Here is a 13,196-nt window from a genome sequence, read left to right as displayed (position 1 = left end):
GCCGCTCAGAGCGACACCCCCCGGTCCCTGAGGTAGTCGAGCGGGTCGATGTCCGTGCCGAACCCCTGACCCGTCCTGACCTCGAAGTGCAGGTGCGGACCCGAGGAGTTCCCGGTGGAGCCCGAACGGCCCACCTGCTGCCCGCCGCGCACCGACTGACCCTCCGAGACGGAGATGGCCGAAAGATGCGCGTACTGGCTGAACTTCCCGTCCGGATGCCGGACGATCACCTCGTACCCGAACGACCCGGCCCAGCCCGCCGAGACGACCTCGCCGCCCGTGATGGACTTCACGGACGTGCCGGTCGCGACGGGGAAGTCCACGCCCGTGTGGTATCCGAGGGACCAGGAGCCGCCCGACGCGTGGTACGCCGTGCCGGTGCCCGCGCCGACGGGCGCGGTGTAGGTCGCGGCCTGCTCGGCGGGGGGCTCCTCGCGCTCCGCCCGCTCCTCCTGCTCGCCCTGCGGCTCCTCGGCGGGCTCCTCGCGCTCGGGCTCCGGCTCTTCCTGGCGCTCCTCGGGCTCCTGCCGCTCCTGGGATTCCTCGCGCTCCGCCTCGTCGGCGGGCGCCTCCTCTTCCTGTGCGCGCGGGCGCTCGCCGTCGACGGCCAGGCGCTGCCCGGGGAAGATCAGATGCGGATTGCCGCCCACCGTCTCGCGGTTGAGCTCGTAGAGCGACTGCCAGCCGCCGCGCACCTCCTGCGACCTGGCGATGCCGGAGAGCGTGTCGCCGCTGATCACCTCGTACAGGTCGGCCGAGCGCTCACGCGGCTCGGCCCCGGGCCCCGACGCCTGCTGCGTCTCCGTCGGCGCCTCCTGGCGCGCCTCGGGCTCGGCCCGCGGCTCCGACTCGGGCTCGGCCTCCCGCTCCTGGCCGATGTCCGGCGTCACGCCGTCCCGCGTCAGCCCCGCCTCGGCCGAGCAGGTCGGCCACGCGCCGGGGCCCTGCTCGGCCAGCACGCGCTCGGCGATCGCGATCTGCTGCTCCTTGGTGGCCAGGTCCGCGCGCGGCGCGTACTCCGTGCCGCCGAACGCCTCCCATGTGCTCTGGAGGAACTGCAATCCGCCGAAGAAGCCATTACCGGTGTTGATGTCCCAGCGATTGCTGCTCTCGCACTCGGCGACCTCGTCCCAGGTGTCCACCGAAGCGGCGCTCGACGCGCTCGCGCCTATCAGCGGAATGGCGAGGCCCGCACCGCTCGCGGTCACCGTGAGCGAGGCGCGGGAAACGGCGCTCGGCCGGTACTTGCGGTGGCGTCCACGTGTGGTCATGGGCGGGTCCCTCCCCGAGCCGACTGCCTGCCTGGCACGCGCCGTGAGCCCTGTGTTCCGTCAGATTATGACCCGATCAAGGGAGTTGTACGGCGGATCAACGATATGGGCGCGGAATCCCCACGGCAAGAACGGCTCGGGACCCCTCCGACCCCACGCGCCACAAAAGCGGTTGCCGCGCCCCCGGGGCCCCATCACACAATGGGGTGAACGCGGCGGAGCCCGCGATTCCATTTATTCGTTCCACGGGGGGATTCACCATGGGTTACACCGAGTTGCCCGGCGCGCGTGTGCCGATCCGCATGTGGGCTGACCCGGCGACGGTCGAGGACGGCGCGATGCGGCAGTTGGAGAACGTCGCGACGCTGCCGTGGATCCGCGGCCTGGCCGTGATGCCCGACGTGCACTACGGGAAGGGCGCCACCGTCGGCTCCGTGATCGCCATGGCGGGCGCGGTCTGCCCCGCGGCCGTCGGCGTGGACATCGGCTGCGGCATGTCGGCGGTGCGCACGTCGCTCACCGCCGACGACCTGCCCGGCGACCTCTCCCGGCTGCGCTCGCGCATCGAGGAGGCCATCCCCGTCGGCCACGCGATGCACGGCGAGAGCGTGGACCCGCGGCGCCTGCACGGGGTGCCGACGGCGGACTGGGACGCGTTCTGGGCGGGCTTCGACCGGGTCGCCGACGCCGTCAAGTACCGCAGGGAGCGCGCCGGTCGGCAGCTGGGCTCGCTCGGCGGCGGGAACCACTTCATCGAGGTGTGCACCGACACCGAGGGCGCGGTCTGGCTCATGCTGCACTCCGGCTCGCGGAACATCGGCAAGGAGCTGGCCGAGCACCACATCGGCGAGGCCCAGCGCCTCCCGCACAACCACGGCCTGGTGGACCGGGACCTGGCGGTCTTCGTCGCCGACACCCCGCAGATGGCGGCCTACCGGCACGACCTGTTCTGGGCGCAGGACTACGCGCGGCGCAACAGGGCGCTGATGATGGCGCTGCTCCAGGACGTGGTGCGCAAGGAGTTCAGGAAGGCCAGGCCGGCCTTCGGCGATGTGACCTCGTGCCACCACAACTATGTGGCGGAGGAGCGTTACGACGGTGTGGACCTCCTCGTCACCCGCAAGGGCGCGATCCGGGCGGGAAGTGGTGAGTTGGGGATCATCCCCGGCTCGATGGGCACCGGCTCGTACATCGTGAAGGGGCTCGGCAACGCCGCCTCGTTCCGCTCGGCGTCCCACGGCGCGGGCCGCAGGATGAGCAGGAACGCCGCCAAGAAGCGCTTCACCGTGCGGGATCTGGCCGAGCAGACCCGGGGCGTGGAGTGCCGCAAGGACGCGGGCGTCGTGGACGAGATCCCCGGCGCGTACAAGCCGATCGAGCAGGTCATCGAGCGCCAGCGCGACCTGGTCGAGGTGGTCGCCAAGCTCACCCAGGTGGTGTGCGTCAAGGGGTGAGAGGGGTGAACGCCGCGCCGCCCATGGCCTGATGAGGCGCCATGGGCAGCGCGGCTCCCCGGTGTTACCTTCGAAGCCCGCACGGCCATATCCGCATATGGGGGAGACGTCGGGAGGGTCCATGCAAGCCTTGTCAGACCTCGTTCCGCGCCGGGCCGGCGACCGTGTCGTCGAGCCGCGGGTCGACTTCGACCTGGTGGAGAGCGCCGCGCACGCGGCCGACCGGTGCCCGGTGAGCTGCGTCTGCATCACCGGCACCGGCGGGAACTGCCAGGCCACCGGCAACAGTTACGCCCGCTGAGCCCGGCGTGCACCCCGGGCTGACCTGGAGCGCCGATGAGCTGGTCCGGCGGGCCATGGCCGGGGGCCTCGGCGAGGCGGGGCACACCCTGCGCGTCCGCGGCTCCTGGCTCACCGTCGCGCCCGACGGCGTCCCACTGGGCGAACACGGCTGGAAGCTGCATGTCTCGGCGCGACCCCTGACGTTCCCCGCGCTGGCCGAGGCGCTGCTCCCCGTGCTGCTCGCCGAGCGCTGCCACTTCAAGCTGGCGCGCTCCGACACCGCGCTGACCCGGATCAACGGCGGCCGGGAGTCGCCCGCGGCCGTCGGCAAGGCCGTCACCGTGTATCCGGAGCCGCGCCGGGTGCGGGATCTCGGGCTCGCGCTGGCCGGGCTGCTGCGCGGCCACGAGGGGCCGCGCGTGCTCAGCGACCGGCGGGTTGCCGACGACGCGCCGGTGTACTACCGCTACGGCCCCTTCGCCACGCGCTGGTCCGCGGGCCCGAGGGGCGACCTCGGCATCAGGATCCCGGGGCCCGACGGGGAGACGTTCGACGCGGTGGCGACGCTGGAGTACCGCCAACCGCCGTGGGTGACCGACCCGTTCGGGGGCGACGCGAAGCCTGACAAGCCCGATGACGCCCAAGGACCCGACGGCGCCGAAGGGGCGGGGGAGACGCTGGGGGGCCGGTTCCGGCTGCTCAGGGGCATCTACCGCGCCGCGCACGGCAACGTGTTCAGGGCCAGGGACACCCGCTCGGGCCGCCGCGTCATCGTCAAACAGGCGCGCGCGCATGTGGGGGAGGGGCGCGCGGGCGACGCGCGCACCCGGCTGCGCAACGAGCGCCGGGCGCTCACGGCGTGCCAAGGGCTCGACGGGGTCCCCGACTTCCTCGACCACTTCGCGCACGGGCCCGACGAGTTCCTGGTGACGCCCGACGTCGGCGCCGTCAACCTGCTCGACCACGTCCGCACCCGAGGCACGCCGCCGCCCGAGGCGTTCACCCGGCTCGCCTTCCAACTGGCCGCCACGGTCGCCGCGTTGCACCGGAGGGGCGTCCTCATGCGGGACATCACCCCGCGCAACGTGGTGCTCGGCGGGCGCCGGGCGTTCCTCGTCGACTTCGGCCTCGCCGCGCTCGACGGCGTCCATCTGCCGGGCGGCACACCGGGGTTCTCGCCTCCCGCGCAGCTGCGCGGCGAGCCGCCGACGCCGGGGGACGACTGCTTCGCGCTCGGCATGACCCTGGCCTTCGCGGCCACGGGGCTCACGCCCGTCGCCGCGCCCGTCACGCGCGAGCTGGCGCGGCAGCGCGCGCTCCAGACGCTGGCCCCGCCGCACGGCGCCGCGCCTGGCCATGTGGTCGGCGCGGTGGGCGCGTTGCTCGACGCGGACGAGGAACGCGCCACCGCGGCGCTCGCCACCCTGGCCGCGGGGCGCTGGCCCACCGGGCGGAACGGGCCTGGTCCGCGCCCGCTGCCCGCCGTTCCGCCGCTGCCCCGTGACCCGGCCGCGGTGCTGGCCGAGCGCGTGCTCGAGCTGCTGCTCGCCGGCGTCGGGACGTATGGCGAGGGCGGCGGGGCGCACGACGTCGGCGCGGTGGACGGCAGCGTCTACAGCGGGAGCGCGGGCCTCGGCCTCGAGCTCCTCCACCACACCGAGCGCCCCGGCGTGCCCGAGGCGCTGCGCGCCCTGGTCACGCACGCCTCGGCCGCCACGCGCCGAGTGCCGCTCGCCGATGGCCTGTTCGCGGGCACGACCGGCATCGCCCTGTTCCTGGCGCGCGCCGAGGCCGCCGGGTTCGAGGCGCGGGAGGCGGCGCCCGGCGCGCCCGGCGCGCCGCACGACGACGTGTTCGGGGGCGCGGCGGGGCGCGGGCTCGGCGCGCTGCTGCTCGCCGACGCCACGGGCGACCCCGCGCACCTCGCCGCCGCCCGCGAGGCCGCGGAGGCGCTGATGGCCAGGGACGAGCCGCTGCTCGGCGTGGACCGGGAGACGGGCTTCGCGCCGGGCGCGGGCCTCGACCCGACGTTCGGGCACGCCCACGGCCTGGCCGGGATCGTCGACTTCCTGACCGGTCTCGCCGCGCGCACCGGCGACCCGGAGGTGGGGTGGGCGGCGGCGGTGCGCTCCTGGCGGCTGGCCCGGCGGACGGCGGAGCTGGCGGCGCTGGCCGCCGGCCCTTCGGCCGTGCCCGTGGCGGCGTCGTGGTGCCAGGGCATGGCCGGGGCGGCCAGCGCCCTCGCGCACGCCCACGCGGTGCTCGACGAGCCGGAGTTGGGCCGGGCCGCGGAGCTGGCCGGGGACGTCTGCGCCGCGTGGGTGCCCCGCATGGAGAACCTGTCGCAGTGCTGCGGCGTCGCCGGGGTGGGCAGCGCGCTGCTCGACCTCGCCCACCTCGGCGGGGCCGAGCGGTACCGGGCGGCGGCCGAGCGCGCCGCGCGCCACCTGGTGGCGCGCAGCTTCGGGCCCGACCACGCGCCCGAGCTGATCGCCCCGGGGAGCCAGGACGCGCCGCTGTCGTTCGGGATGGGCTACGCGGGGGTGCTGACGTTTCTGCGCGGGCTCATGTCTTCCGGCGCGCCAGGTGCGCCGCTCTCGGCGTCAGTGGCTCGGGGGCCGTGGCGGGGGCCGAGCCACCGGTGGGCTCGGGCGCCGCTGCCCGCTCCCCGGCCGGGTCCCCGGCCCGCTCCTCCTCCGGATCCGGCGCCCGATCGGGCGCCGGGGCCTTCAACGGGGGCCTGAGCACGGCGAGGACGGCGGCGAGGATGGCGCAGGCCACCAGGCCGTCCAGCCAGTAGTGGTGCGCGGTGGCGACCACGGCGACCAGGGTGATGGCCGGGTGGATCAGCCACAGCCAGCGCAGCCGCGAGCGGCACGACACGACGAGTGCCACGGCGATGAACACGGCCCAGCCGACGTGCAGCGAGGGCATCGCCGCGAACTGGTTGGCCATCGAGTCGGGCTCGGGCTTGTCGTAGACCGCGGGCCCGTAGAGCACGCCGGTGTCCACCATCCCCGCGCCCGCGAACAGGCGCGGGGGCGCGAGCGGCACCAGCAGGTGCAGCACGAGCGCGGCGCCGGTGAGCCAGGTGAGCACCCAGCGGACCCACAGGTAATGGCCGGGACGGCGCCAGTACATCCACACGAGAAAGACGACCATGGCCGGAAAGTGCACGGTCGCGTAGTAGACATTGATCGCGCGGATCAATGTCTCGCTGTTCATGGCCAGATCCTGCACCCACGCCTCGCTCGGCAGCCGCAGGGCGCGTTCGAGATCCCATACGCGCGTGGCGTTCTCATAGGCGTCGTCGAACTGGCCGTTGGCCGCGCGTCTGCCGAACTTGTAGGCCATGTACAGCGCGATGACCAGCGGAAGCTCGCGGATCAGCGCGGGTCTTGGGGAGGCCGCGGGCCGCTCCCGCTTCCCTGTGAGGTGAGGACGCTTCAGCACAGGTGCGCTTGGCATAGTCGATATTCCCGAATGGCAGCGTTGGCGGTGCGCGGACTCGTCGCCGCGTGGACACGGTGAGGTCACGCTTCGATCTTCTGTTCCCCGCGGTGAGTTTACGTTGCTCCTGCCCCCGTTCGGGCACGCCACACGATTTCCCGGGCCCCGGTTGTGCGCCGTCCCGCAGGGGTCGCACGAGGGTCGCACGGGGCCGCGCGTGCGCCGCCGTGTGCGCCGTCGGGCCGGTCGCCCGGCGGCCGTTGATCCGGTCCGGACCTTCGGGCAGGTCACGGCGGGCCGGACGAGGCTTTGTCCTCGGTGAGGGAAAAGTCTTAACGATTTGTGCAGAACTTCTTCCCACCCCGCCAGCCCACTGCTACATTCCCCACCCGAAGCCCGGCGCGGACCTCGCGTCGGGGCCCGATGCCGACGGTGGCGGGAGGGACAGCGTGAGGCGGATGACGGCTCGGCCCGGGAACGTGCATCAGGCGCGCCTGCTGCGCCTGCTGCGCGACGGCGGCCCGAGCTCGCGGGCTCAGCTCGGCGACCGGATCGACCTGTCGCGTTCCAAGCTCGCCGTCGAGATCGACCGGCTGCTCGAGACGGGCCTCGTGGTCGGCGACGGCTTCGCCGCGTCGCGCGGCGGGCGCCGTTCGCACAACGTCAGGCTCGCGCCACAGCTCCGCTTCCTCGGCGTGGACATCGGCGCCACCTCGATCGACGTGGCCGTGACCGGACCCGAGTTGGAGATCCTCGGCCACCTGACCGCGCCGATGGATGTCCGCGAGGGGCCGGTCGCCGTCTTCGAGCAGGTGCTGACCATGACGGCCAAGCTCAAGGACGACGGCCTCGCCGAGCACTTCGACGGCGCCGGGATAGGCGTCCCCGGGCCCGTACGCTTCCCCGACGGGATCCCGGTGGCGCCGCCCATCATGCCGGGCTGGGACGGCTTCCCCGTGCGCGAGGCGCTCGGCCAGGAGCTCGGCTGCCCGGTCATGGTGGACAACGACGTGAACCTCATGGCGCTGGGCGAGCAGCACGCCGGAGTCGCCCACTCCGTGCAGGACTTCATCTGCGTCAAGATCGGCACCGGCATCGGCTGCGGCATCGTGGCCGACGGCAAGGTGCACCGCGGCGCCACGGGCAGCGCGGGCGACATCGGCCACATCCAGGTCGAGGCCGAAGGGCGCCAGTGCCCCTGCGGCAACCGGGGGTGCCTCGAGGCGTACTTCGGCGGCGCCGCCCTCGCCCGCGACGCCGAGGAGGCCGCCAGGGACGGGCGGTCGGCCGAGCTGGCGAGCAGGCTCGAGACCATGGGCACCCTCACGGCCGCCGACGTGTCCGCCGCCGCATCGGCGGGCGACGTCGCCGCCCTCGACCTCATCAGGCACGGCGGGAACCGCACCGGCCAGGTCATCGCGGGCCTCGTGAGCTTCTTCAACCCCGCCCTCGTGGTGATCGGCGGCGGCGTCACCGGGCTCGGCCACACGCTGCTCGCCGCCATCCGCACGCAGGTGTACCGGCAGTCCCTCCCGCTGGCCACCGGCAACCTGCCCATCGTCCTGGGCGAACTCGGGCCCGCCGCCGGGGTCACCGGCGCGGCCCGCCTGATCAGCGATCACCTGTTCAGCTACACCCCGACCTGACCGAGGCGGGGCCCGCCCCGCCGCGACGCACCACAGCACGACCACCGGACGGACCGCCCCCAACGGGCCACCACGAAGCCGCACCACACCTGTCCGCACCGTTCGACCCATCTCGAAGCAGCCGCAGCACTTCCCACGCCCGACCCTGCCCACGCACGCCCGCGCACCGGCATCGCCGAGGAGGCCAGCCATGGCAAGCGCGCCACCGCCGATACTCACGCTGACCGGCATCAGCAAGTCCTTCCCCGGCGTCCGCGCCCTTCAGGGCGTCGACCTCGACGTCGTCCCAGGCGAGGTCCACTGCCTCCTCGGGCAGAACGGCGCCGGCAAGTCCACCCTGATCAAGGTCGTCTCCGGGGCCCACCAGCCCGACAGTGGCGAGATCACCTGGCGAAACGAACAGACCGTCATCCGCTCGCCCAGCGCGGCGATGCGGCTCGGCATCGCCACCATCTACCAGGAGCTCGACCTCATCGAGCACGTCTCCGTCACCGAGAACGTCTTCCTCGGCAACGAGCGTTCCAAGGCCGGGTTCGTCCGCCGCGGCAGCGCGAGGACGGCCACCGCCGAGCTGCTCGCCAGGCTCGGCCACCCCGAGATCAGCCCCGACCGCATCGTCAGCACCCTCTCCGCGGCCGGGCGGCAGATCGTCAGCATGGCCCGCGCGCTCTCCCACGACGCCCAGCTGATCATCATGGACGAGCCGTCGGCCGTGCTCGACCCCGACGAGGTCAACAACCTCTTCCGCATCGTCGACAGCCTCACCCAGGCGGGCGTCGCCATCGTCTACATCTCCCACCGCCTCGAGGAGATACGCCGCATCGGCGACCGGGTCACCGTGCTCAAGGACGGCCGCGCCGTCGCCCGCGGCCTGCCCGCGAGCACCACCGCCACGCGCGACATCGTCGCCCTGATGACCGGCCGCGACATCGAGCACCCCTTCCCCGAACGCCCCGAGCCACCCACCGCCGACACCTCGGCGACGCCCGCGCTCAGCGTCCAAGGGCTCGCCAGGGACGGGGAGTTCGCCGCCCTCGACCTCGACGTCGCGCCCGGCGAGATCGTCGGCCTCGCCGGCCTCGTCGGCTCGGGCCGCTCGGAGATCCTGGAGACCATCTACGGCGCCCGCCGCCCCACCGCGGGCAGCGTCCACGTCGACGGCCGCAAGCTGCGGCCAGGCAACGTGATCGACGCCGTCCGCGCCGGGGTCGGCCTGGCCCCCGAGGAGCGCAAGGCGCAGGCGCTGTTCCTGCTCGAGTCCATCACGAGCAACGTCTCCATCTCCTCGCTGCCCCGCTTCTCCACCGGCGGCTGGCTCGACCGCCGCGGGGAGCGCAAGGCGGCGAGGGAGCACACGCGCGAGCTGTCGCTGCGCCCCGACAACCCCGACGTCGCCATCCGCACGCTCTCGGGCGGCAACCAGCAGAAGGCCGTCCTGGCCCGCTGGCTGCTGCGCGACTGCAAGGTCCTGCTGCTCGACGAGCCCACCCGCGGCGTCGACGTCGGCGCGAGGGCCGAGCTGTACGCCCTGATCCGGCGCCTCGCCGACCAGGGGGTGGGCGTTCTCCTCGTCTCGAGCGAGATCCCCGAGGTCCTCGGCCTGGCCGACCGGATCCTCGTGGTGCGCGAGGGACAGGTCGTCCACACCGCCCCCGCCCCGGAGCTCGACGAGCACCGGGTGCTCGACCTCGTCATGGAAGGGAGCCCGGCGTGACCCACGGCGCCACCTCCGAACCCGCATCGTCGTCCACCCTCGCCAAGAGCGAGCCGCCGGGCGCCTCCCCGCCCGAGGCCGGGGGGCGGTCGGGCCCCCGCCTCGTCCTCGGGAAGCTGACGGACATCCACACCATCTCGCTCCTCGGCGTGCTGGCGATCCTCATCCTGATCGGCGGCATCACGGAGCCGGACTCGTTCCTCTCCACGACCAACCTCCAACTGGTCCTGACCCAGGCGTCGATCATCGGCGTGGTCACCGTCGGCGTGACGTTCGTCATCATCGGCGGCGGCATCGACCTGTCCGTCGGCGCGATCGTCGCGCTGGCATCCGTGTGGTGCACCACGGTGGCCACCCAGGAGTTCGGCTTCTGGGGCATGGCGTTCACGGCGGTCGTCGTCGGCCTCGGCTGCGGCCTGGTCAACGGCACGCTCATCGCGTTCGGCCCGATGGTGCCGTTCGTCGCGACGCTCGCCATGCTGGCCTCGGCCCGCGGCCTGGCGCTCCAGATCACCGGCGGCACCACCCAGAACGTCACGGTGGACTCCGTGCTCGAGCTGAGCCGCCGCGACTCGTTCATCCTCGGCGTCCCGCCCCTGGTGATCATCTTCGGCGTGGTGGCCGTCCTCGGCTGGCTGCTGCTGACCCGCACCACCTTCGGCCGCCGCACCGTGGCCATCGGCGGCAACCCCGAGGCCGCCCGCCTCGCGGGCATCGCCGTCCGCCGCCAGCGGCTGATGCTCTACGCCCTGTCGGGCCTGTGCTGCGGCATCGCCGCCTTCATGCTGGTCATCCTCACCGGCTCGGGCCAGAACACCAACGGCAACCTCTACGAGCTGAACGCCATCGCCGCCGCCATCATCGGCGGGACCCTGCTCAGCGGCGGCCGCGGCACCATCCTCGGCTCGGTGCTCGGCGTCCTGGTCTTCCAGACGATCACCAACCTGTTCATCCTCAACGGGCTCGACAGCGCGGCCCAGCAGATCGCCCAGGGCGCGATCATCGTCGCCGCCGTCCTGCTCCAGCGCCGCTCCGCCACCACCACATAACTCCCCGTATTCCACGAAGGGTCGATCACGATGAACTCCTCACGCTCACGCAAGAGCCAGCTCGCCAGCCGCAGAAACGTCCTGTTCGGCGGGGCGGCCGCCGCCTCAGGACTCTTCATCGCCGGATGTACGAGCAACGAGTCCGACGATGACGAGGGCGGCACCGAGCAGCAGGCCCCGGCCGCGAGCGAGGAGGCGGGCGCGCCCGTCACCATCGGCTTCGCGGGCCCGCAGGCCGACCACGGCTGGCTCAACGCGATCAACGAGCAGGCCCGCGCCCGCGCCGAGATCTACGAAGAGGTCACCCTCGAGATCGCCGAGGGCTCCAACGACACCGCCACCCAGATCGGGCAGGTGGAGGCCCTGGTCAACGGCGGCGTCGACGTGCTGGTCATCCTGCCCGCCGACGGCGTGGCCATGACCGACACGGCCCTCGAGATCATGCGCGCCGGGACGCCCGTGATCAACCTGGACCGCATCTTCGACAACCCCCAGGCATACCGCTGCTGGATCGGCGGCGACAATTACGGCATGGGACTCAACGCGGGTCACTTCATCGGTGAGCAGCTGCGCGACGTCGAGAACGCCCGCGTGGTCGAGCTGTCGGGCCCCGACAACCTCGAGCTGACCCAGCAGCGCACACAGGGCTTCGACGACGCCCTGGCCAACTACCCGAACATCACCAAGGTGGCCCGCCAGGCCGCCGAGTTCACCACGGAGTCGGGCCAGGAGGTCATGGCGAACCTGCTCCAGGCGGAGTCCGAGTTCGAGGCCCTGTGGAACCACGACGACGACCAGGGCGCCGGCGCGCTCCAGGCCATCGCCCAGGCGGGCCGCGACGAGTTCCTCATGGTCGGCGGCGCGGGATCGCGGGCCGCGATGGACCACATCCAGGCCGACGACTCGGTCCTGAAGGCCACCGTGCTCTACCCGCCGACGATGGCGGCCTCCGCCATCGACCTGGCCAGGGCCCTTGGCCAGGCCAGAGGGCTCAACGGCCTCGCCGAGTTCGAGATCCCGTCCTCGCTGACGCTCTTCTCGGCCGTCGTCAGCCGCGACAACGTCGAGCAGTACCTGCCGACCGGCTTCAACTGATCAGCAGACCCCCACCGACCCCCAACCGACAGGGAACCAGATGCCGTACTCCACCCCCGCACCTCCCCTCGGCGTCGGCATGGTCGGCTACGCCTTCATGGGCGCCGCGCACTCCCAGGGCTGGCGCACCGTTGGGCGCGCCTACGACCTGCCGCTCACGCCCGTGATGGCCGCCGTGTGCGGCCGCGACCGGTCCAGGGTCGAGGCCGCCGCCGACCGTCTCGGCTGGGCGGCGGCCGAGACCGACTGGCGTGCCCTCATCGCCCGCGACGACGTGTCGCTCGTGGACATCTGCACCCCAGGGGACAGCCACGCCGAGATCGCCATCGCCGCCCTGGAGGCGGGCAAGCACGTGCTGTGCGAGAAGCCGCTGGCCAACACGGTCGAGGAGGCCGAGGCGATGACCGCGGCGGCCATAGCGGCCCGCAGGCGCGGCCAGCTCGCCATGGTCGGCTTCAACTACCGCCGCGTTCCGGCCCTCGCGCTCGCGCGCCAGCTCATCGCCGAGGGCCGACTCGGCACCCTGCGCCACGTCAGGGCCAGCTACCTCCAGGACTGGGCCGCCGACCCGGCGATGCCGCTGGCCTGGCGGCTGCGCAAGGAGAAGGCGGGCTCGGGCGCGCTCGGCGACCTGGGCGCGCACATCGTCGACATCGCCCAGCACCTCTCGGGGGAGCTGCTGGTCGGCGTCTCCGCGCAGACCGAGACGTTCGTCAAGGAGCGCCCCCTGCCCGAGGGAGAGGCCGGGCAGGTCGGCGCGGTCACCGTGGACGACGCCGCCGTCTTCAGCGGGCGGCTCGCCTCGGGCGCGCTGGCCTCGTTCGAGGTCAGCAGGTTCGCCGCGGGCCGCAAGAACCAGCTGCGCGTCGAGGTCAACGGCTCCGACGGCTCGCTGGCGTTCGACCTGGAGCGCCTCAACGAGCTGGAGTTCCACGACAACACACTGCCGGACGCCGAGGGCGGCTTCCGTCGCATCCTGGTGACCGAGGCCGACCACCCCTACCTCGAGGGCTGGTGGCCCCCGGGGCACGGTCTCGGCTACGAGCACACGTTCACGCACCAGGCGCGCGACCTCGTGCACGCCATCGCGGAGAACGCCCAACCCGAGCCGACCTTCGCGGACGGTCTCCAGGTGCAGCGGGTGCTCGCGGCGGTCGAGGAGAGCGCCGAGAAGAACGCCGTCCACACGCCCATCCCCGTCCCGGCCCCCGAGTGAGGACCTGAAGGGAAGACGC

Annotated in this window: 9 protein-coding genes and 1 pseudogene; 8 read left to right on the top strand and 2 right to left on the bottom strand. The window is 73.0% G+C overall.

The window, feature by feature from the left end; all coding sequences use genetic code 11:
- Positions 1-5: 5 nt before the first annotated feature.
- Complete coding sequence (locus D7318_RS10115) at positions 6-1,271, bottom strand: transglycosylase family protein (RefSeq protein ID WP_120696569.1); 1,266 nt, start codon at positions 1,269-1,271, stop codon at positions 6-8.
- A gap of 260 nt (positions 1,272-1,531) precedes the next feature.
- On the opposite strand from D7318_RS10115, the gene D7318_RS10110 reads away from it, so the two are divergent.
- The 3 genes and pseudogenes from D7318_RS10110 to D7318_RS10100 form a co-directional block, all read left to right on the top strand.
- Positions 1,532-2,725, top strand: coding sequence for an RtcB family protein (locus tag D7318_RS10110; protein WP_120696568.1), 1,194 nt, complete (start codon positions 1,532-1,534; stop codon positions 2,723-2,725).
- A 121-nt stretch (positions 2,726-2,846) separates the two neighbouring features.
- Entirely contained in the window at positions 2,847-3,026 is a 180-nt protein-coding gene (locus tag D7318_RS10105) for a hypothetical protein (protein ID WP_120696567.1), read from the top strand.
- A 55-nt stretch (positions 3,027-3,081) separates the two neighbouring features.
- Positions 3,082-5,517 (top strand): annotated as a pseudogene (locus tag D7318_RS10100) (class III lanthionine synthetase LanKC N-terminal domain-containing protein); the annotation flags it as partial.
- 55 nt (positions 5,518-5,572) lie between these two features.
- On the opposite strand, the gene D7318_RS33835 reads toward D7318_RS10100, so the two are convergent.
- A complete protein-coding gene (locus tag D7318_RS33835) occupies positions 5,573-6,460 on the bottom strand; it encodes a phosphatase PAP2 family protein (protein ID WP_408055470.1) in 888 nt (295 codons plus the stop codon).
- A 455-nt stretch (positions 6,461-6,915) separates the two neighbouring features.
- Here D7318_RS33835 and D7318_RS10090 point away from each other — a divergent pair, with 455 nt between their 5' ends.
- The 5 genes from D7318_RS10090 (at position 6,916) to D7318_RS10070 (ending at position 13,177) form a co-directional block, all read left to right on the top strand.
- Positions 6,916-8,103: an ROK family transcriptional regulator gene (locus tag D7318_RS10090; RefSeq protein WP_120696564.1), complete on the top strand. Its 1,188-nt coding sequence runs from the start codon at positions 6,916-6,918 to the stop codon at positions 8,101-8,103.
- A gap of 190 nt (positions 8,104-8,293) precedes the next feature.
- Positions 8,294-9,817 (top strand): sugar ABC transporter ATP-binding protein, encoded by a 1,524-nt coding sequence (locus D7318_RS10085; protein WP_120696563.1) that lies wholly within the window; start codon positions 8,294-8,296, stop codon positions 9,815-9,817.
- Positions 9,814-10,866 carry an ABC transporter permease gene (locus D7318_RS10080; RefSeq protein ID WP_120696562.1) on the top strand — a complete coding sequence of 351 codons (1,053 nt, stop codon included), beginning with the start codon at positions 9,814-9,816 and terminating at the stop codon, positions 10,864-10,866. Before D7318_RS10085 ends, D7318_RS10080 begins: the two co-directional genes overlap by 4 nt.
- Before the next feature lie 30 nt (positions 10,867-10,896).
- On the top strand, positions 10,897-11,961 hold the full coding sequence (locus D7318_RS10075) for a substrate-binding domain-containing protein (protein WP_120696561.1): 1,065 nt from the start codon (positions 10,897-10,899) through the stop codon (positions 11,959-11,961).
- 40 nt (positions 11,962-12,001) lie between these two features.
- Entirely contained in the window at positions 12,002-13,177 is a 1,176-nt protein-coding gene (locus D7318_RS10070) for a Gfo/Idh/MocA family protein (RefSeq protein WP_120696560.1), read from the top strand.
- Positions 13,178-13,196: the final 19 nt, after the last annotated feature.

It is taken from the genome of Streptomyces radicis, from assembly GCF_003626575.1.
GTDB classification, from domain to species: domain Bacteria; phylum Actinomycetota; class Actinomycetes; order Streptomycetales; family Streptomycetaceae; genus Streptomyces; species Streptomyces radicis.
The sequence above is the reverse complement of the archived record's forward strand: the minus strand, read 5'-3'. Positions and strand labels throughout refer to the sequence as shown.

What these genes read in the sequence shown, in the direction of transcription:
- D7318_RS10110 (WP_120696568.1), top strand. Translation starts at nt 1,532, where the DNA reads ATGGGTTACACCGAGTTGCCCGGCGCGCGTGTGCCGATCCGCATGTGG.
- D7318_RS10105 (WP_120696567.1), top strand. Translation starts at nt 2,847, where the DNA reads ATGCAAGCCTTGTCAGACCTCGTTCCGCGCCGGGCCGGCGACCGTGTC.
- D7318_RS10115 (WP_120696569.1), bottom strand. Translation starts at nt 1,271, where the DNA reads ATGACCACACGTGGACGCCACCGCAAGTACCGGCCGAGCGCCGTTTCC.
- D7318_RS10090 (WP_120696564.1), top strand. Translation starts at nt 6,916, where the DNA reads ATGACGGCTCGGCCCGGGAACGTGCATCAGGCGCGCCTGCTGCGCCTG.
- D7318_RS10070 (WP_120696560.1), top strand. Translation starts at nt 12,002, where the DNA reads ATGCCGTACTCCACCCCCGCACCTCCCCTCGGCGTCGGCATGGTCGGC.
- D7318_RS10075 (WP_120696561.1), top strand. Translation starts at nt 10,897, where the DNA reads ATGAACTCCTCACGCTCACGCAAGAGCCAGCTCGCCAGCCGCAGAAAC.
- D7318_RS10085 (WP_120696563.1), top strand. Translation starts at nt 8,294, where the DNA reads ATGGCAAGCGCGCCACCGCCGATACTCACGCTGACCGGCATCAGCAAG.